Here is a 25,840-nt window from a genome sequence, read left to right on the forward strand (position 1 = left end):
CAATCATTCCAATCTTAATTCCCTTATTTGCTTCTAGTTTCAAGCGGGCAGACGCCTTAGCTATCGCAATGGAGGCGCGTGGCTATAGTGGAGGCGAAGGAAGAAGCCGCTATCGACAACTTTCTTGGAAAATGATGGACAATCTTGCTCTTCTCTCTATTTTCCTGATCGGCATTTTACTCTTTTTCTTGAAAAAATAGAGAATAGTATAAGTTTTATCTCAATATTTTTTCTTGCTATCTAATGAAATAAACTAAAAATCCTTTTAAATTAATATTTTTATGTGCAAATCTCAATATAATTGTAACCTTTGCATTCTTTTTGTAATCTTATTGTAATATCTAATGTGTATGATGGTATTATAACTAAAGGAGAAAACTTTTTAAAATGAATAGAAAAGTGAAAAAATTGGCTTTAGCAGGAACGATTGCTACAACGACATTGTTTACATCAGGTATTGTTGCTAGTGCTGAGTCATACACAGTGAAAGCTGGAGATACCTTATCAGAAATCGCTGAAAGTAAGAAAACAACCGTTGAGCGTTTGGTAGAATTGAACAAAATTTCAAATCCAGATTTTATCATGACTGGACAAGTTTTGGAATTGGGTGATTTGAAAGATGTTGCAAAACAAACAACATCAGCACCTGTTGCCTCATCAGCAACACCAGCTGTTCCCGCACCAGCTCCAGTAGCCCCTGTAGCTCCAGCTGCACCAGTAGCTACGGAAACTCCTGCAGCTACTGCAACAACAGACTACTCTGGCTATTCATCAAGTGTCGTACTCGCAAATGGTAATACTCCAGGTGCTGTAGGTTCTTATGCGGCTGCTCGTATGGCTGAAATGACAGGTGTATCTGCATCTACATGGGAAAACATTATTGCCCGCGAATCTAACGGCCAAGTGGATGCCTACAACCCATCAGGAGCAAGTGGTCTTTTCCAAACAATGCCAGGTTGGGGATCTACCGCAACTGTTGAAGATCAAATTCAAGCAGCTTACCGTGCTTACAGTGCACAAGGACTATCTGCTTGGGCTTACTAAAATAATAAAAAAATGACTAAACATATTTAGTCATTTTTTCTTACTCAAAGATACTATTTATTCTCCAAAAATTTCTTTTGAAAGTCTACGGCCGGTAGGAGTTGTAGCTAGCCCTCCTTCAGCCGTTTCCCTGAAAGCAGTAGGCAGGCTAGAGCCTACTTGGTACATAGCATCAATGACTTCGTCAACAGGTATTTTGGACTCGATTCCGGCCAGAGCCATGTCCGCTGCGATGAAGGCATAGCTGGCTCCCATAGCATTTCTTTTGACACAAGGTACTTCTACTAGACCAGCTACTGGGTCACAAATTAAGCCCAGCATATTTTTAATCACAAAACAGATAGCTTGACTCGCCTGAAAAGCAGAGCCACCAGCAGCTAAAACTAAAGCAGCTGCACTCATCGCAGAAGCGGAGCCAACCTCGGCTTGACAGCCTCCTTCTGCACCGGAAATTGAAGCGTTATTGGCAATAACCAAGCCAAAAGCGCCAGCAGCCAGCAAAAAGTCTAATTGCTGTTCCTCTGTCAAATCTAGTTTTTCAATCGCTGATGTAAGGACGGCTGGCAGACAGCCAGCGCTGCCTGCCGTAGGAGTAGCACAAACTAAGCCCATTTTAGCGTTATGTTCATTGACAGAAATAGCATTTTTGGCAGCAGTCAGCACAGTGTGATCTGACAAGGCCTTCCCTGACTGGATATAATGGTGCAGCTTGGCTGCGTCTCCACCGGTCAATCCACTGCGAGACTTGCTCTCATCAAGCCCAAGAAGGACTGAGGCTTTCATCACTTCAAGATTTCGGCTCATCAGACGTAAAACTTCGTCTCTTTCCCGACCTGTCAATTCATATTCGGTCGCAATCATTAATTCAGCTACATTTCCATTAAAATCTAAATCAGCCTGCTCAACCAATTCTTTTATTGAATAAAACATCTCTTCTCCTATTTAAAGAAATTGACATTATGGAGATGGGGGATTTTCCGAATCTCTTCGATGGCCTCTTCGCAACTACGACTATCCACCTCAATGATCATAATCGCTTTCTCACCCGCTTTTTCTCTAGTCACCGTCATTTGAGCAATATTGATATTGTAGCGGGACAGAGCCTCCGTTACATGGGCAATCATACCTGGAACATCTTGGTGAACGATGATAATGGTTGGCGTATTCATGCTGAGTGAGACTGAGAAACCATTTAACTCGGTCACCTGAATATTTCCACCGCCAATAGATACACCCGTTACACTGATGCTTTTATAGGCGTTTTTAACCGTGATTTTTGTTGTATTTGGATGGGGGGCATTGCTATCTTTCTGAATCGTCCAGACAATCTTGATACCTCGTTTATGGGCAATTTCAAGGCTGTTAGGAATTTCAGGATCATCCGTATCCATTCCTAAAATACCGGCTACCAAGGCCAAGTCTGTGCCATGTCCGCGATAAGTCTTTGCAAAGGAATTAAAAAGCTGAAATTCAACCTCGGTCGGTGTGTCATCAAAAATCGAAGATACAATCTTGCCGATACGCACAGCCCCTGCAGTATGACTGCTGGAAGGACCAATCATGACAGGCCCGATAATGTCAAAAACAGATTGAAATTTTAATGATTTCATAAGAAACCTCTTGAACATATTTTCTAAAATTATTATATCAAACTTATCAAGTTTCTGCCTCATATCATACAAAAAAAGAGGACAATTGTCCTCTTTCAGATTGAAGAAAAAGTCCTTAGAACCCAAGTTTCTAAGGGCTTTTCTTTTTGTAAAGTCGTATAATAGAGGTGAGAAGAATTGTGAGGTATTCTCTATGTTTCACAAAGAAAAACCTGATTATCATCGCTGCCAATATGGCTTCTATACGATCGACGAATTGGTCCCAGAGGATCACTTTCTTCGCCAAGTGGATTCAAAGCTTGATTTTGATTTTATCTATGACTTGGTAGAAGACACCTATAGTCCAGATAATGGTCGTCCTAGTCTCGATCCTGTCATGTTAGTCAAAATCCCTTTGATTCAATGTTTTTATGGCATTCGCTCCATGCGCCAAACCATTAAAGATATTGAAGTAAACGTAGCTTATCGTTGGTTTCTTGGACTAAGCTTGGATGACAAGGTCCCTCATTTTACCACCTATGGAAAGAATTACAGTCGTCGTTTTCAAGATAAAGAATTAATTTCAGAGATATTTTCGCGAGTGCTCCATCAAGCTTTATGTGCTGGCTTAATTGATCCTTCGGAAATATTTGTGGATGGTACTCACATCAAAGCAGCAGCTAACAATCACAAATATCGTAAGGAAATGGTTGCCCAACAAGCTAAATTTATGAGTGAGCAGTTGGAAGTTGAGATTGATTTAGATAGGAGGAAACACGAAAAAAAGTCCTTAAAGCCCGCACAAGAAAGCGAGGCTAAGGAAAAGAAAATCTCAAGGACAGATCCTGAGAGTGGTTGGTTCCACAAGGGTCAACACAAGGAAGTATTTGCCTATTCTGCCCAAGTAGCTTGTGATAAGCATGGTTGGGCCTTGGCTTATACGGTTGAAGCAGGAAATGTTCATGATAGTCAGGCTTTCCCTGCCCTTTTTTCACAGTTAGAAGTTTTCTCCCCACGCTACATTATTGCGGACTCAGGCTATAAGACCCCAGCTATTGCTCATTATTTATTAGAGCGAAACATCATCCCTGTCTTCCCCTATACCCGCCCCAAGGGAGTAAAGGGGAACTTAAGACCTGGTGATTTTGTTTATGATGCTTTCTATGACTGTTACCTCTGTCCAGAGAATCAAGTGTTAGCCTATCGCACGACGACCCGAGCAGGCTACCGTGAGTATAAGAGTGATCCAACAGTATGTGTCGCTTGTCCTCTATTATCTGTTTGTACTCGAAGCCAGAATCAGCAGAAAGTCATCACAAGACATGTATGGAAAGATGATCTTGAATTTTGTGAAGAGATTCGCCACCAAAGAGGGATGAAGGAGCTTTATAAGAAGCGCAAAGAAACAATTGAGCGACTCTTTGGGACTGCTAAGGAATATCATAACTTGAGATACACCAGAGAGAAAGGAAAGTCCAAAATGGAAGATAAGGTTGGGCTTACTTTGGCGTGTTTAAATATCAAAAAATTGGTGAAATGGATAGAGAATATTCCTTTTTATTTTATTCTAAATCCGGTTTTTGGATGGAAATATCAGATGACAAAGTAAATAGTTTTGAAAATACAAAAAGACAAACACCAAAAATGACGTTTGTCTTCGTTCTGAAAGAGGACAATTGTCCTCTTTTTATTATTGGTAATTCGCATACCTGAAACTCTTTTACTCCGCCAGTAGGACTCGAACCTACGACATCATGATTAACAGTCATGCGCTACTACCAACTGAGCTATGGCGGATAGTATAGTCCGTACGGGATTCGAACCCGTGTTACCGCCGTGAAAAGGCGGTGTCTTAACCCCTTGACCAACGGACCATCTATGTTCTTTTCAGAACATATTCTATTATATCAGGTTTTGAATCTTTGTCAACAGTTTTTTATTTATTTTTTAAAATTTCTTTTAAATGTTTTGTTCTTAGCCTAGAAACTGGGCAACGACGGCCTTCATAAAATATAATTTCCTTTGTTTTCTTATCATAATCGCAGATATTATCGATATTGACTAAGAAAGATTTATGGGAAGCAAAGAAACGTTGGGTTTTCTCATCCTGCTCTTGAACACTGGCAATCGTTCCATAAAATTCTTTTATAAAGTTTTTTCCGACCATCCGTAACTTATGAGAGGAGCTTGAGGTTTCGATATACAAAATATCATTAAATGGCACGCGCACATCATTGCCTCGATAGCTATATTCAAAATAATCAACCATGTTGGTGTTTGTTATTAAAGTATTTTTCGTATAAATGATACACTCTTTTATACGTTTTTTAAACGAATCATCATTAATATCCTTATCAATAAAGTCAAGAGCAGATACCTTATATTTGAAGGTCATGGTCGCAAACTCTGATTTTGAAGTTACAAAGACAATAATGGCGTATGGATTATGATGACGAATAAAACGAGCGACCTCCAATCCTTTGGTCTCTTCCCCTTTAATATCTATATCCAGAAAATAAATCTGATTGACATCTTCATTTTCGACGTAGTCCTTAAATTCCTGAATTTTTCCTGTAATTTTGACCTGGATATCGAGCCCCATTTCTTCAGCAATCTCTGCTAAAGTTTTTTCCATGCGGAGTTGGTGGGCTAAGGTATCTTCTAATGCTAAGATTCTCATAAACTATTCCTTCTTTTAATTGTTAATACTTGGGTGAAATCATACTTACTTATTTCTGTATCGAGCATGATATATTCATAATTCTCTAAAATTTCTTTCAGATTATTTAAACCTAAGCCTCTTCGATAACCTTTCGTTGAGAACTCTGGTTCATAAATTTCTTCTAAATCTAATTTCCTTTGCTTGCGGGAATTTTTTACAACAAAAATGATTTCTGTATCGAGTTGAACTAAAGTCACATGAATCATTTTTTCATAGCTTTCAATTGCGCCTTCAACAGCATTGTTTAGCAATATACTAGCCATTCTTACCACATCTAATAGCTTAATAGGTAATTTCTCAACAGGATCTTTGACTTCGAATGTTAAATCAATCTGGTGTTCACGCGCCTTGAACAAAGTCTCCGTCATAACGCTTCGGAGAGCTGAGTCACCAACATTGTTCAAATCAAAATAAGTGTATTTATCCGAGCGTAATTTTAAATTTGCATCAACTAAAACTTCTTGATATATTTTTTCAATTTCCTTGATATCTTGAGTATTGATGGCCGTCTGAAAGCTAGTCAGCATGCCGGCATAATCATGACGAAAGCCACGAATTTCATTATAAAGAGAAACAATTTCATCTGTATACTGCTGCAGCTGCAACTGTTCCAATTCTCTTTGTCGAATCTCTTCTTCTTTTTCATACTTTTCCCGAATCGCCTTCAAATAGAAAAGAGTCGTCATAAAGATCAAGAAACAAATAGTCGCTAGCATACTGCTAAAACTATTAAAATGCTCGTCTTCACTTAACCAATGCGAAACATTCAATATGAGAATCGTTAGAAAATAATAAATATTAGTCTTTTGAACTGTCTTTTTAAAGGAAGAGTCTTTAAAATCTCTCAGTTGAAATTCAAAATAATCAATAGATTTTAGCATAAACAAAACAGAGATACTGTTTATCGTGATATAAAAGATAGCCCAATTACTTTTTACAAATTGATCCCCTGTAATGGATGAAATAATAACTGAAAAAAAGGTAGACGAAGCCTGAGTTGCTAAATAAAGGAAAAAAGATAAAAATAAAGAAAGATAATTAGGCAACTTTTCTTTCTTATAAAAATAAGCATAAAAAAGGAAAGGTTGTACCATTAAGATGATGTAATAGAGTAATAAATTAATCAGAGATGCTAAAGGAGCAATAATAACCGTAAAAATACAAAGACAAATAAAGTAAAATCTAGATTTTACTTTACTTTCTACTTTTTTATATATTTTTACAATTGCAAAAATTTCTATTAATTCACATATAAACCATAAAATGAAGTTTAATATCATTTTTATCTCCTAATTACTTCCTTTACTTAAAAATAATTCGAGGAAGGCCTATCTTTCTAAAATCTCCTCCAAGAACTTCTTTAAGTTCTTTTTCATTCAAGGCTGGGAATTGAGCGATTGTTTTAAAGTTTTTCTGAGTATTTTTCATAATAGATTCTCCTAAAAATTTTTTCGTAAGGGTTACCTTACAAGATCTATTATAAATAAAATTTCAAATAATCTGTCATCTTTCCCTGAAATGTCATTTTTTATTCCTGAAATGTCGTTTTCTCAAAAATATAATAAAAAAACACGAAATTTTTCGTGTCTGAATAGTGTATATTATGATCCCAGCAGGATTCGAACCTGCGACCGTTCGCTTAGAAGGCGAATGCTCTATCCAGCTGAGCTATGAGACCGATACCTTTTCATTCTATCAGAAAAATCTAGTATCGTCAAGATTTACTTATGGTAGGGACTCCCTTGTTGAATCATGAAAGCCCGGTAAATCTGCTCTACCAAAACAAGACGCATCAATTGATGAGGCAGGGTCAATTTTCCAAAACTCATCAGTAGATTGGCTCTTTTTTTGACAGCGGGAGACAGACCCAAGCTGCCGCCAATCACAAAAGTAATATCAGAAAAGCCACGAACTGTGATGTCGTTCAAGATCGAACTAAACTCTTCTGAAGGAAATTGTTTTCCTTCAATAGCTAGAGCAACCACGAATGCTCGTTCAGAGATTTTTGTTAAGATCCGATTTCCCTCTTTTTCGAGGATTTGCTGATTTTCTAGCTCACTGGCCTTATCTGGTGTTTTTTCGTCTGCTAATTCTACAATTTCTAACTTAGAAAATCGACTCAGGCGTTTGGCATATTCAGCAATTCCATCCTTAAGATACTTTTCTTTTAATTTTCCAACGGTTACAAGCTTTATTTTCATATTTCCATTCTATCATATCCACATGGATTTCACACTTTATTCACATCAGTTTTTTATGAAAAACTTGTTGAATCTATATATTTTCTAACCTCCATCAACATTTTTTATAAGTTTTCCACAACTTGTGGAAAACTTGTGAATTTTAAGTTATAATTAAGAATAGATTTATATAATTTCATCAATTGTAATCAAGGAGGAAAATATGAAAAACGCTTCAAATTTCTTTAAAAAATCTTTGTTGCTTTTTATTGTTTTAGTTGTAGGATTTATTGGCGGAAGCCTAGGAAATTTAGCCACTGCATTTCTTAATAATAAAATGGCTAATATTAGTCCTTCTAGCTCAAAGACCACTGTATCAACATCTTATAAAAACACAACCGACACCACAAAAGCTGTAAAAAAGGTGCAAAACGCAGTTGTATCAGTGATTACTTATACAGGTTCTAATCAAGAAGGAGTGATCAATAATGAATCAACCAGTGATCCTCAAGTAGCTAGTGAGGGATCTGGTGTTATTTATAAGAAGGAAGGAAAATATGCCTACCTTGTTACCAATACTCACGTTCTAAATGGAGCAAAAAATCCTGATATTCTACTAGCAGATGGTAGTAAGGTTCCTGGTGAGGTCGTTGGTTCAGATGTTTATTCTGATATTTCTGTAGTAAGAATTAACTCTGAAAAGGTGAAAGATGTAGCTGAATTTGGAGATTCCAACTCCCTGACAGTAGGAGAAACTGCTATTGCCATCGGAAGCCCTCTCGGAACAGAATACGCTAACTCTGTTACACAAGGAATCATCTCTAGTTTAGGCAGAAATGTAACTCTCCAATCTGAAGACGGCCAAAATATTTCAACGACTGCCTTGCAAACAGATGCTGCTATCAACCCTGGTAACTCTGGCGGCCCACTCATCAATATCCAAGGACAAGTTATCGGTATTACGTCCAGCAAAATCTCTCACAATGGTCAAACTGCTGTAGAAGGCATGGGCTTTGCAATTCCATCAAACGATGTTGTCAATATTATCAAGCAATTAGAGAAAACTGGAACAGTAACTCGTCCTGCTCTAGGGATCCAAATGCTCGATTTATCTAATATCGCCACTTCTGACTTAGCAAAATTACGTCTGCCTTCATCTGTAAAATCAGGTATCCTTGTTCGCTCTGTGCAAGAAGGAATGCCCGCTGAAAATAAACTTCAGAAATACGATGTCATCACAAAAGTTGACGATAAGGATGTTGAGTCAACCAGTGATTTACAATCTGCTCTCTACAGACACTCTCTGGGAGATGAGTTGAAAGTAACTTACTTTAGGGATGGTAAAGAAGCTACTACAACCATCAAACTGACCAAATCAACCCAAGACTTAAGTGACAACTAATACTTTACATAATTGTCAACACACCTTTACACGATCGTAAAGGTGTGTTATTCTATATACAAATGGAAAATTATCAATACATACCACTAAAAGACATTCGAACAAATCCTTATCAGCCTAGAAAAAGCTTTTCTCAAGAAAAAATAAATGAATTGGCAGCTTCTATTAAAGAGAATGGAATTATCCAGCCCATTATTTTGAGAAAATCTTCCTTATTTGGTTATGAAATTTTAGCAGGTGAAAGACGATTTCGAGCTGCTAAGATTGCTGGCTTAGAAAACATTCCTGCCCTCATTAAAGACCTATCTGACGATGACATGATGAAGCAAGCCATCATCGAGAATTTACAAAGAGAAGACCTCAATCCGATTGAAGAAGCAGAATCCTATCAGCATCTGATTGAAAAAGGATTGACCCATGAAGAAATTGCAAAAATCATGGGAAAATCTCGGCCTTACATCAGTAATCTTGTCCGCCTGTTACAGCTGCCAGCTTTTATGATGGACGCTGTCAAAGAGGAAATGATTTCGCAAGGGCATGCTCGTCTCCTCATTCCACTCAAAAAGGAAGAGCAAGTTTTTTGGCTGGACAAAATCATTCAAGATAATTTATCCGTTCGTGCTCTTGAACTTTCATTACAAAAGACTAAAAAGCCAAAGACTAAGAAGAACAAAGAAATTTTTTCCCATTCAGAAGAAGAAAAACTAAAAAAACTCCTTGGCCTCAATGTCACTATCCACTTAAAAAATTCTTCAAAAGGAAAAATCGTTATTCCTTTTGAAAACGAGGAAGAGTATCAAAGAATTATAAACAGCCTGAAATAGGGCTGTTATTTTCTTTTTTCAAACTAACAGACTTTTCCACCTTTAAAAGCAGCCTAAAATATTGAAAAATAAGGATTTTATTAATAATCCACAATCTGTGGATAAGTCTTATAAACATTGTTAATTTTTCTCCACAAGTTGTGGAAAACTTAGCCTTTTTATGTTAAAATGAGAGTCGACAGAGAGAATAATTTTTTGAAAAGGAGGAGGCAATGACCAAAGAGCAAGAATTTTGGCGAAGAATTTTAGAACTTTCAGCTGCTCAACTAAAACAGACAACCTATGATTTTTTTGTTGCAGAAGCAAAATTGATAGCCATTGAAAATAATCAGGCCACTATCTTTCTTGATAGCCCAGTCAAACAGCTGTTTTGGGAGCAAAACTTAGTGGGCGTTATTCTTACAGCTGGCTTTGAAATTTTTAACGATCAAATCACAGCCAAATACGTCTTTGAAGAAGCAGGACATGACCTTGTTTCCAAATATCAGCTGGAGGAACAGGCTGAAAAAACTCCATTTCGACCAAGTTTACCGCCCATTGATACTGGATTAAAAGCTAAATATACCTTTGATAATTTTGTACAAGGGGATGGAAATATCTGGGCCAAAGCAGCAGCCTTGGCTGTGTCTGAAAACCTAGCGACTACTTATAATCCCCTATTTATCTATGGCGGTCCAGGTCTAGGAAAAACTCACTTACTAAATGCTATCGGCAATCAAATTTTGGAAAATATTCCTGATGCGCGTGTAAAATATATTCCGGCAGAAACCTTTATCAATGACTTTCTGGAGCATCTGAGGCTCGGTGATATGGATAATTTCAAAAAAATCTATCGGAGTTTGGATTTGCTCTTGATTGATGATATCCAGTCTCTTGGCGGAAAAAAAGTCTCTACCCAAGAAGAATTTTTCAATACTTTTAACGCCCTTCATGGCGATAACAAGCAGATTGTGCTGACCAGCGACCGCAGTCCAGATCATCTTGATAATTTGGAAGAGCGCTTAGTCACGCGCTTCAAATGGGGGCTCACTCAAAATATTACACCACCTGATTTTGAAACGCGGATTGCCATCCTCCGAAACAAAATCGAAAATCTGGACTATATTTTCCCTAATGATACTTTGGAGTACCTCGCCGGACAATTTGACTCGAATGTCCGTGACCTAGAAGGGGCACTCAATGATATTACGCTCATTGCAAGAGTCCGCAATCTCAAGGAAATTACGATTGACATCGCTGCTGAAGCTATTCGAGCTCGCAAGCAGGACTCTAGTCAGGTAACAGTCATTCCGATTGAAAAAATCCAGTCCGAGGTCGGCAATTTCTATGGCGTCAGTGTCAAGGAAATGAAGGGAAGTCGTCGAGTCCAAAATATCGTTTTGGCTAGACAAGTGGCCATGTATCTAGCACGCGAACTAACAGACAATAGCCTACCCAAAATCGGGCGAGAATTTGGTGGCAAAGACCATACAACAGTCATTCACGCGCATGGAAAAATCAAAAACCGACTCGAAACTGACGATAGCTTGCGACTTGAAATCGAAAATATCAAAAACAAGATAAAATAAGGGTGTGGAAAAGATTGAGCTAATCTGAAGTTTTTTCCACAGGTTGTGAACAAGTCTTAAAACTTGATTTTAGATACTTTGCTCCCTTTTTCCACAGCTTCCACAAGAACTACTATTACTATTAACTTAATAATCATAAATAATAAAAGGAGTCCCTATGATTCACTTCTCTATTAATAAAAATTTATTCCTACAAGCTTTGAATACAACTAAAAGAGCTATCAGTACAAAAAACGCTATTCCAATTTTATCAACTGTTAAAATTGATGTAACGAAAGAAGGCATTAACTTGATTGGTTCCAATGGTCAAATTTCCATTGAAAACTTCATTTCAGTTCAAAATGAAAATGCTGGACTCTTGATTACTTCACCAGGTTCGATCCTTCTCGAAGCAAATTTCTTTATCAATGTCATTTCTAGCTTGCCAGATATCGTGCTTGATTTTAAAGAAATTGAGCAAAAACAAATCGTCCTTACCAGCGGCAAATCAGAAATTACGCTAAAAGGAAAAGATGCAGATCAATACCCACGTATCCAAGAAGTCTCTACCAGCAGTCCTTTGGTTCTAGAAACAAAAGTCCTCAAAAACATCATCAATGAAACAGCTTTTGCTGCTAGTACGCAAGAAAGTCGTCCTATTTTGACGGGTGTTCATTTTGTTTTGACAGATAACCAATCCCTCAAAACAGTTGCGACAGACTCTCACCGGATGAGCCAAAAGAAAATTACTTTGGACAAGAAGGGTGACGACTTTGATGTAGTGATTCCTAGCCGGTCTCTGCGTGAATTTACAGCTGTGTTCACAGACGAAATTGAAACAGTAGAGGTTTTCTTTGCCAATAACCAACTTCTCTTTAGAAGTGAAAATATCAGCTTCTATACACGCCTGTTGGAAGGAAACTATCCTGACACAGACCGCTTGATTCCGACAGAATTTTCAAGCGTTGTGACCTTTAATACCAATAATTTACGTCATGCCATGGAACGGTCGCGTCTTCTGTCTAATGCGACCCAGAACGGAACCGTGAAATTAGAAATTGTGAAGGGCATTGTCAGCGCTCATGTCCATTCACCAGAAGTTGGGCGCGTGAATGAAGAAATTGATACAGAAAGTGTGTCAGGAGAAGATTTGACCATCAGCTTCAATCCTACCTACCTGATCGAAGCGCTAAAGGCAGTCGATAGTGAGAAGGTGACCATTAGCTTTATTTCAGCTGTTCGTCCTTTCACCTTGGTACCAAGCGAAGATGCTGAAAACTTTATCCAGCTGATCACGCCAGTCCGTACCAATTAGAAGATAAGATTTAAGACAAGGTTGACTCGATCCGCCTTGTCTTATTTTGATCATTTACAAGCCAGCTGATTCTAAACTTGTGGTATAATACAGCTAGGGTTGAGAAAAGAGTCAATCTGTATTTTTCATTTAAGAGAATAAAAAATAGATTGTCAAAAGGAGAGAAGATGTACGAACTTGGAACTTTTGTAGAAATGAAAAAGCCCCATGCCTGTACAATTAAGTCAACGGGCAAGAAGGCCAATCGTTGGGAAGTCGTCCGCATGGGAGCAGATATCAAGATTCGCTGCAGCAACTGCGAACACGTTGTCATGATGAGCAGATATGATTTTGAAAGAAAAATGAAGAAGGTCATTGAATAGTCTATATTTTAGACTTAGCTTGATTTTGAATAAGATACCTCATCAACAAAGAACGAGATTGGGACAGAAATCGGTAATTCGTTAGAATTCGATTTCGTCGTCCCACCTCCGCACAGTTGAGTAGGGCTGTAAAAGCTGATGAAATCAGCCTAGTAGAGCCCACTCAACCACTGCGTCTTGCTCGACAATCCAAAGACAATTGAGAGGCTAGGACTTTTGTCCCAGCCTCGTTTTTCTGCTTTTATTTAAGTTCTTCAAATTTGCCATCTTTGACTTCTTTATAACCAGAAGCTTCAAGGGATTTTACCGTTTCTTTATAACTGATATAATTAGCTTTTTGGTCTCCATCTGTTTGGATAAGCTGCTTGCTTTTCAGTTCTGAGATATCTGCCTTGCTAAAATCCATCGTCATCTTTTGCGTCAAATGATCGTCTTTATATTCGATTTTATTAGTAAGTCCTTTAATATTTTCCAGGGTCTTCATGTAGCCTCCAATTTGCTCTTTGGCGGTATCTTTTGTCAATCCGATAGGCTCATAATAGAAAACATTGCTGGTTTCATTGTTCAGCAAATCATCGCCCTTGTACTCAAGAGTGATCCGGCTGTCTTGCTTGGTCTTTTGGTCAATCAATTGAAAATAGGATTTTTTAGGACTGCTACTGCAGGCAGCTAAAAAAAGTAAAGTAAACATCGTCAAGAAAGAAAGAACAAAGGTTTTAATTGTCATTTTTTTCATGGCTAACTCCTTTTATAAAAATATTAATTATATTGTATCATTTTTTGCAGAAATATTTTCTATTTCTATCCCGAAAGCAGGAAATTTTTCATTCAAATCCGCTGTTTAGGATAAGGATTTATGGTATAATGGTTTGGATTGAAAAGATGAATGGAGAAGATACGAATGGCTTTAACAGCAGGGATTGTTGGACTGCCTAATGTGGGCAAGTCAACTTTATTTAATGCAATTACAAAAGCGGGGGCAGAAGCTGCTAACTACCCTTTTGCGACCATTGATCCAAATGTCGGTCGGGTAGAGGTGCCAGATGCTCGTTTGGACAAATTAACAGAATTGATTAAACCTCAAAAGAAGGTTCCCACTACATTTGAGTTTACAGATATTGCTGGTATTGTAAAGGGAGCTTCAAAAGGGGAAGGTCTGGGAAATAAATTCTTGGCCAATATCCGTGAAGTGGATGCTATCGTCCATGTAGTCCGTGCCTTTGATGATGAAAATGTCATGCGGGAACAGGGTCGTGAGTCTGACTTCGTCGACCCTATGGCTGATATTGAGACCATCAACCTGGAGCTCATTTTGGCCGATCTGGAAAGCATCAACAAACGCTATGCGCGTGTTGAGAAGATGGCTCGAACTCAGAAGGACAAGGACTCAGTAGCAGAATTCAATGTTTTGCAGAAAATCAAGCCAGTTCTGGAAGACGGTCTGTCAGCTCGCACAATTGAGTTTACAGAAGAAGAACAAAAAATCGTCAAAGGTCTCTTTCTCTTAACGACTAAGCCAGTTCTTTATGTGGCCAATGTCAGTGAAGATGAGGTGGCTGATCCAGACAATATTGACTATGTGAAGCAGATTCGTGCATTTGCAGCTACAGAAAATGCTGAGGTTGTTGTCATCTCAGCGCGTGCAGAGGAAGAAATTTCTGAACTAGATGATGAAGACAAGGCAGAATTTCTGGAAGCTATCGGCTTGACAGAGTCAGGTGTAGACAAATTGACACGTGCAGCCTATCATCTATTGGGACTTGGAACCTACTTTACCGCTGGTGAAAAGGAAGTCCGGGCTTGGACCTTCAAGCGTGGCATGAAAGCTCCTCAAGCAGCTGGTATCATTCACTCAGACTTTGAGAAAGGTTTCATCCGAGCAGTGACGATGTCTTATGATGATTTGGTAAAATATGGATCTGAAAAGGCTGTAAAAGAAGCTGGACGCTTGCGTGAAGAAGGAAAAGAATATATCGTTCAAGATGGCGATATTATGGAATTCCGCTTTAACGTGTAAATTAAGTGTAAATTTAAAATACATAGGTTGGAAAGGAATTTCCAGCCCTTTTGGCTTTTATAAAGGAGTAAGATGACAAAATTAATTGTTGGATTGGGAAATCCAGGAGATAAATATTTTGAAACAAAACACAATGTTGGTTTTATGTTAGTTGACAAGATGTGTAAAGAATTAAATCTAAAGTTTACAGCAGATAAGATTTTTCAAGCAGAAATTGCTTCAACTTTCTTGAATGGAGAAAAAGTCTATTTTGTAAAACCAACTACTTTTATGAATGAAAGTGGGAAAGCAGTCCATGCCTTGCTCACTTACTACGGCTTGGATATAGATGACTTACTCGTTATCTATGATGATCTGGATATGGAAGTTGGGAAAATCCGTCTTCGTACCAAGGGTTCAGCTGGCGGGCACAATGGTATCAAGTCCATCATTAAACATATTGGAACACAGGAATTCAAGCGAGTGAAAATTGGCATTGGAAGACCTAAAAATAATATGTCAGTTATTAATCATGTTTTAGGGAAATTTGATCAGGAAGATTATATCAGTATTTTAAATACATTAGAGAAAGTTGACAGTGCTGTAAATCATTATTTACAAACTGAGAATTTTGAGCAAACAATGCAACAATACAATGGATAAGACAATGACACTACTTGATCTATTTGGTCGAAACAAACAAATTATAGACTGGAAGAAACAGTTACAAAAGAAGACTCGGCAGTTAGTGATGGGACTTTCAGCTTCAACAAAAGCTTTGGCGATTGCTAGCAGCTTAGAAGAGCAGGAGAAAATCCTAGTCATCACTTCGAGTCAAAACGAAGCAGAGCGTCTAGCTAGTGATTTGATTTCTTTGTTGGGAGAAGAAAAGGTCTATACTTTCTTGGCAGATGATACACCTTTGGCTGAGTTTGTTTTTTCATCTCAAGAAAAAATCTTTTCCCGGTTAGAGGCCATGAATTTTTTATCAGACAAAGAAAAAAATGGGATTCTGATCATCAACGTTGCAGCCAGTCGCTTATTATTGCCCCAGCCTGATATTTTTAAAAAATCTGAGCTTATTCTTTCTGTTAGTAAAGAATATAACCTTGACAAGCTAGTAAAGTCTTTGTCAAGGATCGGTTATAAAAAAGTTTCGCAAGTTCTCAGCCAAGGAGAATACAGTCTGAGAGGGGATATTCTGGATATTTTTGAACGCTCGGCTCAATATCCTTATCGGATAGAATTTTTTGGTGATGAGATTGATGGCATAAGGATTTTCAATCCTGAAAATCAGCTTTCTCTTGAAAATGTGGAAGAGATTTTGATAGAGCCTGTCACAGACCTTCTATTTACAGAAGAAGATTATGCAAGAGGACAGAAAAATCTAGAAACAGCTCTTTCTACGCTTATCGATCCGTCTTTGAAATCCTATTTAGAAGAAGTATTGAGTTCTGCTAGAGAGCAATTTCATCATGCAGATATTCGCAAATTTCTTTCCTTTTTCTATCAGAAAGAATGGACTATTTTAGACTATTTGCCAACGCACACTCCTATATTTTTTGATGATTTTCAAAAGATAATGGACAAGCATGCTCAGTTTGAATTAGAAGTTGCCAATATCTTGACAGATGATTTACAAAATAGTAAAGCACTGTCAAATCAACAATACTTTGCAAATAATTATCAGGACTATCGTAAATATAAACCTGCTACATTTTTTTCTAATTTCCATAAAGGCTTAGGAAATCTAAAATTTGATGCACTTTATCAATTCAATCAATATCCAATGCAGGAATTTTTTAGCCAGTTTCCTCTCTTAAAAGAAGAAATCAATCGCTTTAGGAAATCGGATTATACGGTCGTCTTGCAGGCAAATTCAGCCTCGAGTTTACAAAATTTACACAAAAATTTACAGGATTATGAGATTCATTTAGATTACATCAAGGAAAAAGACATCCATGAAAAAGCTGTCCAGCTCATAGAAGGAAATCTAGTTCAAGGATTTAATTTTGTCGATGAAAAAATCGTTTTGATTACTGAACATGAGATGATTCAGAAAAAAATCAAACGTAGGATTCGTCGTCAAAATATTTCTAATGCTGAAAGGCTGAAAGACTATAATGAGCTGGAAAAAGGCGATTATGTAGTTCATAATATCCACGGTATTGGTCGCTATTTAGGAATTGAAACGATTGAAGTTTCAGGAGTTCATCGAGATTATTTGACGATTCAGTATCAAAATGCAGATCGTATCTCCATTCCGGTGGATCAAATTAATCTTCTGTCTAAATATGTAGCTAGCGATGGGAAAGCACCTAAAATTAACAAGTTAAATGATGGGCGTTTCCAAAAAACGAAGCAAAAAGTACAACATCAGGTTGAAGATATTGCCGCTGACCTTATTAAATTATATGCAGAGCGTAGTCAATTAAAAGGTTTTCAATTTTCTAGTGATGACCAACATCAAGTAGAGTTTGACAATGCCTTTCCGTATGTGGAAACAGATGACCAACTCAGAAGCATCCAGGAAATCAAGAAGGATATGGAGAGTGACCGTCCTATGGATCGACTCTTGGTTGGAGATGTTGGTTTTGGGAAGACAGAGGTGGCAATGCGGGCTGCTTTTAAGGCTGTCAACGATCATAAACAGGTGGCTATCTTGGTTCCGACTACTGTTTTAGCTCAGCAACACTACACAAACTTTAAAGAACGTTTCAATGATTTTGCCGTGAATGTCGATGTTCTCAGTCGTTTTAGAAGTAAAGGGGAGCAAAAAGAGACTCTGGAAAAATTGGAAAAAGGGCAGATTGATATTATTATCGGTACCCATCGCCTCTTATCGGCAGATGTGACATTTTCCGATTTAGGGCTACTGGTGATAGATGAAGAGCAGCGCTTCGGTGTCAAGCATAAGGAAAAGTTAAAGGAACTAAAAAAGAAGGTTGATGTTCTGACCTTGACGGCTACCCCTATTCCAAGAACCCTACACATGTCGATGTTAGGAATTCGAGATTTATCAGTAATTGAAACACCACCGACAAATCGTTATCCAGTCCAAACCTATGTTTTAGAGAATAACCGCACTGTTATTCGGGATGCGGTCTTACGTGAAATAGACCGAGGCGGACAGGTTTACTACCTTTACAATAAAGTTGACACCATTGAGCAAAAAGTTTCAGAATTAAAAGAGTTGATTCCAGAGGCTTCAATTGGTTATGTTCATGGACAGATGACTGAGGTACGTTTAGAAAATACCCTCTTAGACTTTGTTAATGGCGAATATGATATTTTAGTCACAACAACGATCATCGAAACTGGTGTTGATATTCCAAATGCAAATACTCTTTTTATCGAAAATGCTGACCATATGGGGCTGTCAACCTTGTATCAACTTCGTGGTCGAGTTGGCCGCAGCAATCGAATCGCTTATGCCTATCTTATGTATCGGCCAGATAAATCTCTGACTGAAGTTTCAGAAAAAAGACTAGAAGCCATTAAAGGATTTACTGAGCTAGGATCTGGATTTAAGATTGCCATGAGGGATTTGTCTATCCGAGGAGCGGGAAACATTTTAGGAAGTTCACAGTCTGGTTTCATTGATTCTGTAGGATTTGAAATGTATTCTCAACTTTTGGAAGAAGCCATTGCTAAGAAGCAAGGTAAGGAAACCAAGCGTCAAAAAAGCAATGCTGAAATCAATCTTCAGATTGATGCCTATCTTCCGAGTGATTATATTTCTGATGAACGTCAGAAAATCGAAGTTTACAAGAGAATTCGTGAAATTGACAATCGTGTAAACTATGAACATCTACAAGATGAATTGATTGACCGTTTTGGAGAATATCCGGACGTAGTGGCTTACCTATTAGAGATTGGCTTAGTCAAGTCCTATCTTGATCAGGCTTTTGTTGCGCTTGCTGAGCGGAAGCAAGAGTCTGTCACCATTCGTTTTGAAAAAATCTCTCAGCAAATCTATCTGACCCAGGATTATTTTGAAGCCTTGTCAGCGACAAATCTAAAAGCTCGAATTGGTGAACAGAAAGGCTTGATCGAAGTCGTTTTTGATGTTCGGAAGAAAAAAGATTTCGAGATTTTGGAAAATTTGCTGAACTTTGGTGAAAAACTGGTAGAAATCAAGAATCGAAAAGCTGAATAAACATTACAATTCGGTAAAATTTCAGCTTTTTGGCTTGGTTTCTTTCAAAAGAATGATAGAATATTAAGAGAAAATCGAGGAAAAGACTATGAGATTAGACAAATATTTAAAGGTATCACGCATTATCAAGCGGCGCCCTGTAGCTAAAGAGGTAGCAGATAAAGGCCGTATCAAGGTAAATGGAATCTTGGCAAAAAGTTCGACAGATTTGAAAATCAATGATCAAATTGAAGTTCGTTTTGGCAATAAGCTATTAACAGTGCGGGTTCTTGAGATGAAAGACAGTACTAAAAAAGAAGATGCCGCTAAAATGTATGAAATTATCAGTGAGACAAGGATTGAAGAAAATGTCTAGAAATATTGTTCAAATAAATAATCGCTTTATCCAAGATGAAAATCAGCGTCGCAGATACCTCGATGAGGAGCGTCGGAAACGAAATCGTTTTATGGGATGGGTTCTAATTTTAGTTATGCTACTTTTTATTCTTCCAGCCTATAATTTATACCAAAGTTACGAAACATTACTCAATCGTCGTGCTCAATATGCACAACTACAAAAAAAATATAAAAAATTAGGTGAAGAAAAGAGCTATCAGTCTGATATCGCTACTAAGTTGAAAGATGATAGCTATGCTGCCAAATATGCTCGTGCCAAGTATTCTTTTTCAAAAGAAGGAGAATACATTTACACAACACCAGATTTGTTACCACAATAATCATGGAAAATTTACTTCAAAATATAGAGAAATTTTTATCTTTTTCGGATGAAAAACTAGCAGAATTATCCGAAAAGAATCAAGCTTTAAAACTTCAAGAAACAAAAAAGGAAAGGGGAGGTCATGCGTAAGTTACTTTTGCTGATATTTTTACTGCCAGCCTTATGGAGCAGTCAAACAGCAATCAGTACTGAAAAGGAACTTGTTTTAGACGAAGAAGAAAAGTATCAGCTGACGGGTACAGCTTATGGCCGTTACCATACGAGTATCCCTACAAATCCTAATGTTTATGAAGAAACGCCTACTTTTACAGATGCTACTTTGACTAAGGTAGCTGGGAAACTTCTGCCAGATCAACTACTAGAGCTGACAGAGTTGCACGTGAATGAGGCTGGGATTCCTATCTTTAAATTAAAGAATGGCCAGTTTGTAATTGCAGATAAGAATAGCATTTATGAGGATACGGTTCAGTCTATCACAGATGTCAAACAGGACAAATGGCTGGTCCCTAACTATGTGCTCTACGATACTATCCCAATCAATTCTTCTAAAAAGCTTGCAGCCAAACTACCTGCTTACAGCAAAGTAAAGGTAGTACAAATTGCTCAAACAGCTAAGGGAGAATACGCTAAAATAGAGGGTCAAGGTTGGGTTTCTGTTGATTTTCTTTCCCAAGAAGATAATCGGATGGAAAAGGTTCAGGAGATTCTAAATTCTAAGTACAAAAAAGCTGATTTTTCTATTTATGTAAAACAGCTAGAAACGGGCAAAGAAGCAGGTATCAATCCAGATCAACAAATGTACTCAGCTAGTGTGACGAAAATTCCTTATCTTTACTATGCCCAGAAGCAACTAAATAATCATAGCCTTTCTTTGGATAAAAAGTTAAAATATATAGCTGCTGTCAATGATTTTGCAGGTGCCTATGACCCTGAGGGAAGCGGCAGTATTTCCAAATCAGCAAATGATAAGGAATATTCTGTGCAGGACTTAATCAATGGTGTAGCAAAAGAGTCGGATAATGTGGCCCACAATATCCTTGCCTACTATACAAGCAATCAATCTGATAGCCAATTTCAAAATACTATTGAAAAAATTGTAGGCAAGAAGTGGGATGTGGAAAGCAGACAAGCCTCTGCTCGAATGGCTGGCAATGTCATGGAAGCGATCTATGAGCAAAATGGCATGATTATCGATGCCTTATCTCAGACAAATTATGACAATCAGCGAATTTCTAAAAACATCAATGTAAAAGTAGCTCATAAAATTGGTGATGCTTACGACTTCAAGCATGATGTCGCTATTGTGTATGCGGATTCGCCATTTATCATTGCTATTTTTACGAATAATTCGGATTACGATACAATTTCTAAAATCGCGGATGATGTGTACGGAGTTCTGAAATGATCGATCAGAAGTTTCGCAAACAAATGCAGGAAAAGCGGTATTTTCAAAATCATCGGAAAGTGTTGGTAGCAGTTTCTGGTGGCTTGGATTCGATGACCTTGTTCCATCTTTTGTACCAGAATAGGGAAGAGCTGGAGATTGAGCTGGGGATAGCGCATGTCAACCACAAGCAACGTCCAGAGTCAAATATGGAAGAAAAAGAGCTGTCAAATTTTGCCCAGCAACTTGGTGTGAAATTTTTCAGCTCAAATTTTTCTGGTGATTTTTCTGAGGAAAAAGCTCGGCGATTTCGCTATCGTTTTTTTAAAGAAATCATGCTGACAGAAGGCTACACGGCCTTAGTAACGGCTCATCATGCTGATGATCAGGCCGAGACGGTGTTTATGAGGTTAATAAGAGGAGCAAGGCTGCGCCACTTGTCTGGAATGACAGAGGTTCAACCCTTTGCAAACGGGGAATTAATCCGACCTCTGCTTTGTTTTCATAAGCAAGACTTTCCTGATATTTTGCATTTTGAAGACGAGAGCAATTTTCAAAATGACTATCTCAGAAATCGGATCCGTAATCTCTATCTTCCCAGTCTTGAAAAGGAAAATCCACGCTTTAAGGATTCTCTGATTTCTTTAGGAAAAGAAGTTGAGGAATTGCAGGTAGCTTTGTCTCATCTGACGCAGGGATTGGACATTACAAAACTTGAAGTGTTTGAACGACAAATTCCAGAGGTACAAAATTTTCTTCTGCAGGAATATTTAAAGAGATTTCCTTCTTTAAATCTAACTAAAAAACAATTTGCAGAAATCTTAGGCATTTTACGAACCAAGGCTAATTATATCCACCCTTTGAAGGATGGATATGAGTTGATTAAAGATTATAAGCACTTTGAAATCAGAAAAATCAGTCGTAGGTCTGATTTGAAAATGGAGTCAATTCTGTTAGAATGTGGTAATCAACTTCAATTTGAGGACTATCAATTCTCATTTGGCACTCCTTTGGAGGGTGGAAATGTTCAAGCGATTGCAGTTTCACGTGAAACACCACTTCTTTTACGTCACAGAAAAACAGGTGATTGTCTTCGTTTGAAGGGGCATCACAAAAAACTTCGTCGACTATTCATTGATCAAAAAATTCCATTTGAAGAACGCGAAAAAGCGATTATTGTTGAGCAAAATCAGCAGATCTTGGCAATTGTAAATATCGCTATCAGTGATTTGAGTAAGGAATTAAAAAGTGATATAATGAGTACTGTACTTTATATTCAGAAAATTAGATAGGTAAAATTATGCTAGAACAAGATATTAAAAAAGTATTGGTTTCTCATGAGGAAATCGTAGCAGCGGCAAAAAAATTGGGCCAACAGTTGACAGCAGACTATCAAGGTAAAAAGCCTATTTTTGTAGGAATTTTGAAGGGATCAGTTCCTTTTATGGCCGAATTAATCAAACACGTGGATACAGATATTGAATTAGATTTTATGCTGGTGTCTAGTTACCATGGCGGTACAACTAGTAGTGGCGTGATTAATATTATCAAAGATATTGATCAAGATATTACTGGTCGTGATATTCTTTTTGTCGAAGATATTATCGATACTGGCCAAACTTTGAAGAATTTGTGTAATTTATTCAAAGAAAGAAATGCAGCTTCTGTAAAAATTGCTACGTTGTTGGATAAGCCAGAAGGACGCATTGTTGATATTGAGGCAGACTATACTTGCTTTACAATTCCAAATGAATTTGTAGTAGGTTACGGACTAGATTATGATGAGTATTATCGCAATCTTCCTTATATAGGTGTCTTGAAAGAAGAAGTTTATACAAAATAAAGGTTTACTAGATATAAATGAAAAATAAACAAAATAATGGTTTTATAAAAAATCCTTTTCTCTATATTCTAATTATTGTAGTCCTTGTTACAGGTTTTCAGTATTTCTTTACAGGAAGTGCGACAGGCCGTAGCCAGCAAATCAACTACAGCCAATTAGTAAAAGAAATCCAAAATAATAATGTTACAGAGATGAGCTACCAGCCAAATGGTAGTATTATCGAGGTATCGGGTACTTACAAAAAACCTAAAGAATCAAAAGATACAACAGGAATCCTGTTTTTCAGTCCGGAAATCTCAAAAGTTAGCAGATTTACTAGTGTTGTTTTGCCATCAGATACAACAGTTTCTGATTTGCAAAAGCTAGCTGCTGAGCATGAGACAGAAGTGACTATTAAGCGTGAAAGCTCCAGTGGAATGTGGATTAATCTTTTAATTTCCTTGGTTCCATTTATCATCATCGCCTTCATCTTTATGTCTATGATGAATCAAGGCGGTGGCGGTGCTCGTGGCGCTATGAATTTTGGACGTAACAAAGCTCGTGCTGCCAATAAAGAAGATATCAAAGTACGCTTCTCAGATGTTGCTGGTGCAGAAGAGGAAAAACAAGAACTTGTTGAAGTTGTTGAGTTTCTAAAAGATCCAAAACGTTATACTAAGCTGGGTGCTCGAATTCCGGCAGGTGTTCTTTTGGAAGGCCCTCCAGGAACTGGTAAGACCTTGCTTGCTAAGGCGGTTGCTGGTGAAGCAGGAGTTCCTTTCTTTAGTATCTCAGGTTCTGACTTTGTTGAAATGTTCGTTGGTGTCGGAGCAAGCCGTGTTCGTTCTTTATTTGAAGATGCGAAAAAAGCAGCGCCTGCAATTATCTTCATCGATGAAATTGATGCCGTCGGTCGTCAGCGTGGTGTTGGCCTCGGTGGCGGTAATGATGAGCGGGAGCAAACCCTCAATCAGCTCTTGATTGAAATGGATGGTTTTGAAGGTAATGAAGGAATTATCGTAATTGCTGCGACAAACCGTTCAGACGTTCTTGACCCAGCTCTTTTACGTCCAGGTCGTTTTGATAGAAAAGTTTTGGTTGGTCGCCCTGATGTGAAAGGTCGGGAAGCTATTCTTCGCGTTCATGCTAAGAATAAACCGCTAGCTAAAAACGTTGATTTGAAATTAGTTGCCCAACAGACACCTGGCTTTGTTGGTGCTGATTTGGAAAATGTCTTGAATGAGGCAGCTTTAGTTGCTGCTCGTCGTAATAAGAAAGTTATTGATGCAGATGATATTGATGAAGCAGAAGACAGAGTAATCGCAGGACCGTCTAAGAAAGATAAGACAGTTTCAGAGCGTGATCGTCAGATTGTCGCTTATCATGAAGCGGGACATACAATTGTCGGACTTGTTCTATCAAATGCGCGTGTCGTTCATAAAGTAACCATCGTACCACGTGGACGTGCAGGCGGATACATGATTGCACTTCCTAAAGAAGATCAAATGCTTCTTTCTAAAGAAGATATGAAAGAGCAATTAGCAGGTTTGATGGGTGGTCGTGTAGCTGAAGAGATTATCTTTAATGTCCAAACGACAGGAGCTTCAAATGACTTTGAACAAGCTACACAGATGGCGCGTGCAATGGTTACTGAGTACGGTATGAGTGAAAAACTTGGCCCGGTTCAATATGAAGGTAACCATGCTATGTTTGGCGCAGCCAGTCCGCAAAAATCAATTTCAGAGCAAACAGCATATGAAATTGATGAGGAAGTACGTAAGTTATTAAATGAAGCTCGGGATAAAGCTGCAGAAATCATTCAAGCAAATCGTGAAACCCACAAATTGATTGCTGAAGCGCTCCTTAAATATGAAACGCTTGATAGCACTCAAATTAAATCTCTCTATGAAACTGGCCAGATGCCGGAAGAGTCTGAGAAAGACTTAGAACGAGAAGCACATGCCCTTTCTTATGATGAAATTAAGTCCAAAATGGAAGAAAAATAAGAGATGCTTTTCTAATTGAAATAGCTTGATTACCAATTGGTAATCAAGCTATTTTTTATTCTGTAAAGTCTAACATGTCCCAAAATAATCCTGAGATGTCGAAAAATTTTTTGTTAGGTACCAGTTGGGGTTTAAAATAGACAGGATAGGGAGAGGAGGCCTGAAGGAGAAGATTTTCTTGTAGAATCATATTATCAAAGAAAAAGGAGATAACATGAACTTCAAGGAACGCTATAAGAAAGTGCAGTGGATTGTCCGGCGCTGCGCACGGGACTATTATGTGCATTTATGGGAGAGTAGTGACTGGGAACAAGAGGGGATGCTGGTTTATCACCAGCTGGAAGAAAGCCATCCAGATATCAGTCAAGACGAAAGTCGCCTCTATCGCTACTTCAAGACAAAATTTCGGAATCATATTCATGACATTCTTCGAAAGCAAGAGAGCCAAAAACGCCGCTTCGATCGTCAATGCTATGAGGAAGTCAGCACCATTAGTCATAGACTGAGCAAGCGCGAACTAGCCTTAGATGATTTAGTCGCTCTTCGAAGTTCGTTAGCAGCCTACACTTCCAAGTTAGACAAAGAACAACTAGAGTTATACCATCGCTTACTAGGCGATGAGCGTTTTAAGGGACGTAAAAGCCTGTTGCGAGAATTAGAGGAATATTTAATAGACTTTAGCAGCACGGTGATATAGAGAATAAGGGAGAGGTAAGAGGGAGAGGTTGCCTTTCCCTTTTAAGTTATTGAGTTAAAGGTAGTTTTAGAGG

Annotated in this window: 26 protein-coding genes and 3 tRNA genes; 19 read left to right on the plus strand and 10 right to left on the minus strand. The window is 38.0% G+C overall.

The annotated features are described in order from the left end of the window. Both Q0191_RS09795 and Q0191_RS09800 read left to right on the plus strand, forming a co-directional pair. A partial coding sequence (locus Q0191_RS09795) for an energy-coupling factor transporter transmembrane protein EcfT (protein ID WP_297666065.1) occupies positions 1-200 on the plus strand: 200 nt, incomplete at its 5' end. A gap of 187 nt (positions 201-387) precedes the next feature. Then, complete coding sequence (locus Q0191_RS09800) at positions 388-1,044, plus strand: LysM peptidoglycan-binding domain-containing protein (protein WP_297666067.1); 657 nt, start codon at positions 388-390, stop codon at positions 1,042-1,044. A 57-nt stretch (positions 1,045-1,101) separates the two neighbouring features. On the opposite strand, the gene sdaAA is transcribed toward Q0191_RS09800, so the two are convergent. Both sdaAA and sdaAB read right to left on the minus strand, forming a co-directional pair. Beyond that, positions 1,102-1,974 (minus strand): L-serine ammonia-lyase, iron-sulfur-dependent, subunit alpha, encoded by an 873-nt coding sequence (sdaAA, locus tag Q0191_RS09805; RefSeq protein WP_297666069.1) that lies wholly within the window; start codon positions 1,972-1,974, stop codon positions 1,102-1,104. An 8-nt stretch (positions 1,975-1,982) separates the two neighbouring features. Then, a complete protein-coding gene (gene sdaAB, locus Q0191_RS09810) occupies positions 1,983-2,654 on the minus strand; it encodes an L-serine ammonia-lyase, iron-sulfur-dependent subunit beta (protein ID WP_015606087.1) in 672 nt (223 codons plus the stop codon). 193 nt (positions 2,655-2,847) lie between these two features. Between sdaAB and Q0191_RS09815 the strand changes: the two genes are divergently transcribed. After that, the gene (locus Q0191_RS09815) at positions 2,848-4,242 is read left to right on the plus strand and encodes an IS1182 family transposase (protein ID WP_297666071.1); all 1,395 of its coding nucleotides are present in this window, start codon (positions 2,848-2,850) and stop codon (positions 4,240-4,242) included. Between the two features lie 114 nt (positions 4,243-4,356). Here the strand turns inward: Q0191_RS09815 and Q0191_RS09820 are convergent. The 7 genes from Q0191_RS09820 to rlmH form a co-directional block, all read right to left on the minus strand. Further along, positions 4,357-4,430: transfer RNA gene (locus Q0191_RS09820), tRNA-Asn, on the minus strand. 5 nt (positions 4,431-4,435) lie between these two features. Next, a tRNA-Glu gene (locus tag Q0191_RS09825) sits at positions 4,436-4,507 on the minus strand. 62 nt (positions 4,508-4,569) lie between these two features. Then, complete coding sequence (comE, locus tag Q0191_RS09830) at positions 4,570-5,313, minus strand: competence system response regulator transcription factor ComE (RefSeq protein ID WP_005591384.1); 744 nt, start codon at positions 5,311-5,313, stop codon at positions 4,570-4,572. Then, positions 5,310-6,635, minus strand: a complete 1,326-nt coding sequence (locus tag Q0191_RS09835) for a GHKL domain-containing protein (protein ID WP_297666074.1) — start codon at positions 6,633-6,635, stop codon at positions 5,310-5,312. Before Q0191_RS09835 ends, comE begins: the two co-directional genes overlap by 4 nt. A gap of 22 nt (positions 6,636-6,657) precedes the next feature. Then, a complete protein-coding gene (locus Q0191_RS09840) occupies positions 6,658-6,783 on the minus strand; it encodes a ComC/BlpC family leader-containing pheromone/bacteriocin (RefSeq protein WP_045499896.1) in 126 nt (41 codons plus the stop codon). Between the two features lie 176 nt (positions 6,784-6,959). Beyond that, positions 6,960-7,033: transfer RNA gene (locus tag Q0191_RS09845), tRNA-Arg, on the minus strand. A 43-nt stretch (positions 7,034-7,076) separates the two neighbouring features. Beyond that, positions 7,077-7,556 carry a 23S rRNA (pseudouridine(1915)-N(3))-methyltransferase RlmH gene (rlmH, locus tag Q0191_RS09850; RefSeq protein WP_297666079.1) on the minus strand — a complete coding sequence of 160 codons (480 nt, stop codon included), beginning with the start codon at positions 7,554-7,556 and terminating at the stop codon, positions 7,077-7,079. Positions 7,557-7,758: 202 nt separating this feature from the next. On the opposite strand from rlmH, the gene Q0191_RS09855 reads away from it, so the two are divergent. The 5 genes from Q0191_RS09855 to Q0191_RS09875 all read left to right on the plus strand — a co-directional run bounded on the left by Q0191_RS09855 (position 7,759) and on the right by Q0191_RS09875 (position 12,985). Next, on the plus strand, positions 7,759-8,937 hold the full coding sequence (locus tag Q0191_RS09855; RefSeq protein ID WP_297666081.1) for a S1C family serine protease: 1,179 nt from the start codon (positions 7,759-7,761) through the stop codon (positions 8,935-8,937). Positions 8,938-8,999: 62 nt separating this feature from the next. Further along, the gene (locus Q0191_RS09860; protein ID WP_297666083.1) at positions 9,000-9,761 is read left to right on the plus strand and encodes a ParB/RepB/Spo0J family partition protein; all 762 of its coding nucleotides are present in this window, start codon (positions 9,000-9,002) and stop codon (positions 9,759-9,761) included. 212 nt (positions 9,762-9,973) lie between these two features. Further along, positions 9,974-11,329, plus strand: coding sequence for a chromosomal replication initiator protein DnaA (gene dnaA / locus Q0191_RS09865; RefSeq protein ID WP_005591378.1), 1,356 nt, complete (start codon positions 9,974-9,976; stop codon positions 11,327-11,329). A 157-nt stretch (positions 11,330-11,486) separates the two neighbouring features. Then, positions 11,487-12,623, plus strand: coding sequence for a DNA polymerase III subunit beta (dnaN, locus tag Q0191_RS09870; RefSeq protein WP_297666085.1), 1,137 nt, complete (start codon positions 11,487-11,489; stop codon positions 12,621-12,623). Positions 12,624-12,790: 167 nt separating this feature from the next. Beyond that, positions 12,791-12,985: a DUF951 domain-containing protein gene (locus tag Q0191_RS09875; RefSeq protein WP_005591376.1), complete on the plus strand. Its 195-nt coding sequence runs from the start codon at positions 12,791-12,793 to the stop codon at positions 12,983-12,985. 241 nt (positions 12,986-13,226) lie between these two features. On the opposite strand, the gene Q0191_RS09880 is transcribed toward Q0191_RS09875, so the two are convergent. Then, a complete protein-coding gene (locus Q0191_RS09880) occupies positions 13,227-13,721 on the minus strand; it encodes a DUF1307 domain-containing protein (RefSeq protein ID WP_297666088.1) in 495 nt (164 codons plus the stop codon). A 165-nt stretch (positions 13,722-13,886) separates the two neighbouring features. Between Q0191_RS09880 and ychF the strand changes: the two genes are divergently transcribed. The 11 genes from ychF (at position 13,887) to Q0191_RS09935 (ending at position 25,767) form a co-directional block, all read left to right on the plus strand. After that, a complete protein-coding gene (gene ychF / locus Q0191_RS09885) occupies positions 13,887-15,002 on the plus strand; it encodes a redox-regulated ATPase YchF (protein WP_297666090.1) in 1,116 nt (371 codons plus the stop codon). Positions 15,003-15,074: 72 nt separating this feature from the next. Further along, complete coding sequence (gene pth, locus Q0191_RS09890; RefSeq protein WP_297666092.1) at positions 15,075-15,644, plus strand: aminoacyl-tRNA hydrolase; 570 nt, start codon at positions 15,075-15,077, stop codon at positions 15,642-15,644. After that, complete coding sequence (mfd, locus tag Q0191_RS09895) at positions 15,637-19,140, plus strand: transcription-repair coupling factor (protein ID WP_297666094.1); 3,504 nt, start codon at positions 15,637-15,639, stop codon at positions 19,138-19,140. Before pth ends, mfd begins: the two co-directional genes overlap by 8 nt. 88 nt (positions 19,141-19,228) lie before the next feature. Continuing rightward, positions 19,229-19,495: an RNA-binding S4 domain-containing protein gene (locus Q0191_RS09900; RefSeq protein ID WP_005591371.1), complete on the plus strand. Its 267-nt coding sequence runs from the start codon at positions 19,229-19,231 to the stop codon at positions 19,493-19,495. Then, positions 19,488-19,856, plus strand: coding sequence for a septum formation initiator family protein (locus tag Q0191_RS09905; protein ID WP_297666098.1), 369 nt, complete (start codon positions 19,488-19,490; stop codon positions 19,854-19,856). Before Q0191_RS09900 ends, Q0191_RS09905 begins: the two co-directional genes overlap by 8 nt. Before the next feature lie 2 nt (positions 19,857-19,858). After that, entirely contained in the window at positions 19,859-19,987 is a 129-nt protein-coding gene (locus Q0191_RS09910) for an SP_0009 family protein (RefSeq protein WP_125372373.1), read from the plus strand. Beyond that, positions 19,980-21,263 carry a serine hydrolase gene (locus Q0191_RS09915; RefSeq protein WP_297666101.1) on the plus strand — a complete coding sequence of 428 codons (1,284 nt, stop codon included), beginning with the start codon at positions 19,980-19,982 and terminating at the stop codon, positions 21,261-21,263. The genes Q0191_RS09910 and Q0191_RS09915 overlap by 8 nt, the downstream gene beginning before the upstream one ends. Next, positions 21,260-22,534: a tRNA lysidine(34) synthetase TilS gene (gene tilS / locus Q0191_RS09920; RefSeq protein ID WP_297666103.1), complete on the plus strand. Its 1,275-nt coding sequence runs from the start codon at positions 21,260-21,262 to the stop codon at positions 22,532-22,534. Before Q0191_RS09915 ends, tilS begins: the two co-directional genes overlap by 4 nt. A gap of 8 nt (positions 22,535-22,542) precedes the next feature. Then, on the plus strand, positions 22,543-23,085 hold the full coding sequence (hpt, locus tag Q0191_RS09925; protein ID WP_297666105.1) for a hypoxanthine phosphoribosyltransferase: 543 nt from the start codon (positions 22,543-22,545) through the stop codon (positions 23,083-23,085). 17 nt (positions 23,086-23,102) lie between these two features. Continuing rightward, a complete protein-coding gene (gene ftsH, locus Q0191_RS09930; protein ID WP_297666107.1) occupies positions 23,103-25,070 on the plus strand; it encodes an ATP-dependent zinc metalloprotease FtsH in 1,968 nt (655 codons plus the stop codon). A gap of 214 nt (positions 25,071-25,284) precedes the next feature. Then, positions 25,285-25,767, plus strand: a complete 483-nt coding sequence (locus Q0191_RS09935) for a sigma-70 family RNA polymerase sigma factor (protein WP_297666109.1) — start codon at positions 25,285-25,287, stop codon at positions 25,765-25,767. Positions 25,768-25,840: the final 73 nt, after the last annotated feature.

The organism is uncultured Streptococcus sp. (assembly GCF_938036805.1).
Taxonomy (GTDB): domain Bacteria; phylum Bacillota; class Bacilli; order Lactobacillales; family Streptococcaceae; genus Streptococcus.

Bases quoted from the DNA above. Each gene is read 5' to 3' on its own strand.
- Q0191_RS09800 (WP_297666067.1), top strand. From the start codon at position 388: ATGAATAGAAAAGTGAAAAAATTGGCTTTAGCAGGAACGATTGCTACA.
- sdaAA (WP_297666069.1), bottom strand. From the start codon at position 1,974: ATGTTTTATTCAATAAAAGAATTGGTTGAGCAGGCTGATTTAGATTTT.
- sdaAB (WP_015606087.1), bottom strand. From the start codon at position 2,654: ATGAAATCATTAAAATTTCAATCTGTTTTTGACATTATCGGGCCTGTC.
- Q0191_RS09815 (WP_297666071.1), top strand. From the start codon at position 2,848: ATGTTTCACAAAGAAAAACCTGATTATCATCGCTGCCAATATGGCTTC.
- comE (WP_005591384.1), bottom strand. From the start codon at position 5,313: ATGAGAATCTTAGCATTAGAAGATACCTTAGCCCACCAACTCCGCATG.
- Q0191_RS09835 (WP_297666074.1), bottom strand. From the start codon at position 6,635: ATGATATTAAACTTCATTTTATGGTTTATATGTGAATTAATAGAAATT.
- Q0191_RS09840 (WP_045499896.1), bottom strand. From the start codon at position 6,783: ATGAAAAATACTCAGAAAAACTTTAAAACAATCGCTCAATTCCCAGCC.
- rlmH (WP_297666079.1), bottom strand. From the start codon at position 7,556: ATGAAAATAAAGCTTGTAACCGTTGGAAAATTAAAAGAAAAGTATCTT.
- Q0191_RS09855 (WP_297666081.1), top strand. From the start codon at position 7,759: ATGAAAAACGCTTCAAATTTCTTTAAAAAATCTTTGTTGCTTTTTATT.
- Q0191_RS09860 (WP_297666083.1), top strand. From the start codon at position 9,000: ATGGAAAATTATCAATACATACCACTAAAAGACATTCGAACAAATCCT.
- dnaA (WP_005591378.1), top strand. From the start codon at position 9,974: ATGACCAAAGAGCAAGAATTTTGGCGAAGAATTTTAGAACTTTCAGCT.
- dnaN (WP_297666085.1), top strand. From the start codon at position 11,487: ATGATTCACTTCTCTATTAATAAAAATTTATTCCTACAAGCTTTGAAT.
- Q0191_RS09875 (WP_005591376.1), top strand. From the start codon at position 12,791: ATGTACGAACTTGGAACTTTTGTAGAAATGAAAAAGCCCCATGCCTGT.
- Q0191_RS09880 (WP_297666088.1), bottom strand. From the start codon at position 13,721: ATGAAAAAAATGACAATTAAAACCTTTGTTCTTTCTTTCTTGACGATG.
- ychF (WP_297666090.1), top strand. From the start codon at position 13,887: ATGGCTTTAACAGCAGGGATTGTTGGACTGCCTAATGTGGGCAAGTCA.
- pth (WP_297666092.1), top strand. From the start codon at position 15,075: ATGACAAAATTAATTGTTGGATTGGGAAATCCAGGAGATAAATATTTT.
- mfd (WP_297666094.1), top strand. From the start codon at position 15,637: ATGGATAAGACAATGACACTACTTGATCTATTTGGTCGAAACAAACAA.
- Q0191_RS09900 (WP_005591371.1), top strand. From the start codon at position 19,229: ATGAGATTAGACAAATATTTAAAGGTATCACGCATTATCAAGCGGCGC.
- Q0191_RS09905 (WP_297666098.1), top strand. From the start codon at position 19,488: ATGTCTAGAAATATTGTTCAAATAAATAATCGCTTTATCCAAGATGAA.
- Q0191_RS09910 (WP_125372373.1), top strand. From the start codon at position 19,859: ATGGAAAATTTACTTCAAAATATAGAGAAATTTTTATCTTTTTCGGAT.
- Q0191_RS09915 (WP_297666101.1), top strand. From the start codon at position 19,980: ATGCGTAAGTTACTTTTGCTGATATTTTTACTGCCAGCCTTATGGAGC.
- tilS (WP_297666103.1), top strand. From the start codon at position 21,260: ATGATCGATCAGAAGTTTCGCAAACAAATGCAGGAAAAGCGGTATTTT.
- hpt (WP_297666105.1), top strand. From the start codon at position 22,543: ATGCTAGAACAAGATATTAAAAAAGTATTGGTTTCTCATGAGGAAATC.
- ftsH (WP_297666107.1), top strand. From the start codon at position 23,103: ATGAAAAATAAACAAAATAATGGTTTTATAAAAAATCCTTTTCTCTAT.
- Q0191_RS09935 (WP_297666109.1), top strand. From the start codon at position 25,285: ATGAACTTCAAGGAACGCTATAAGAAAGTGCAGTGGATTGTCCGGCGC.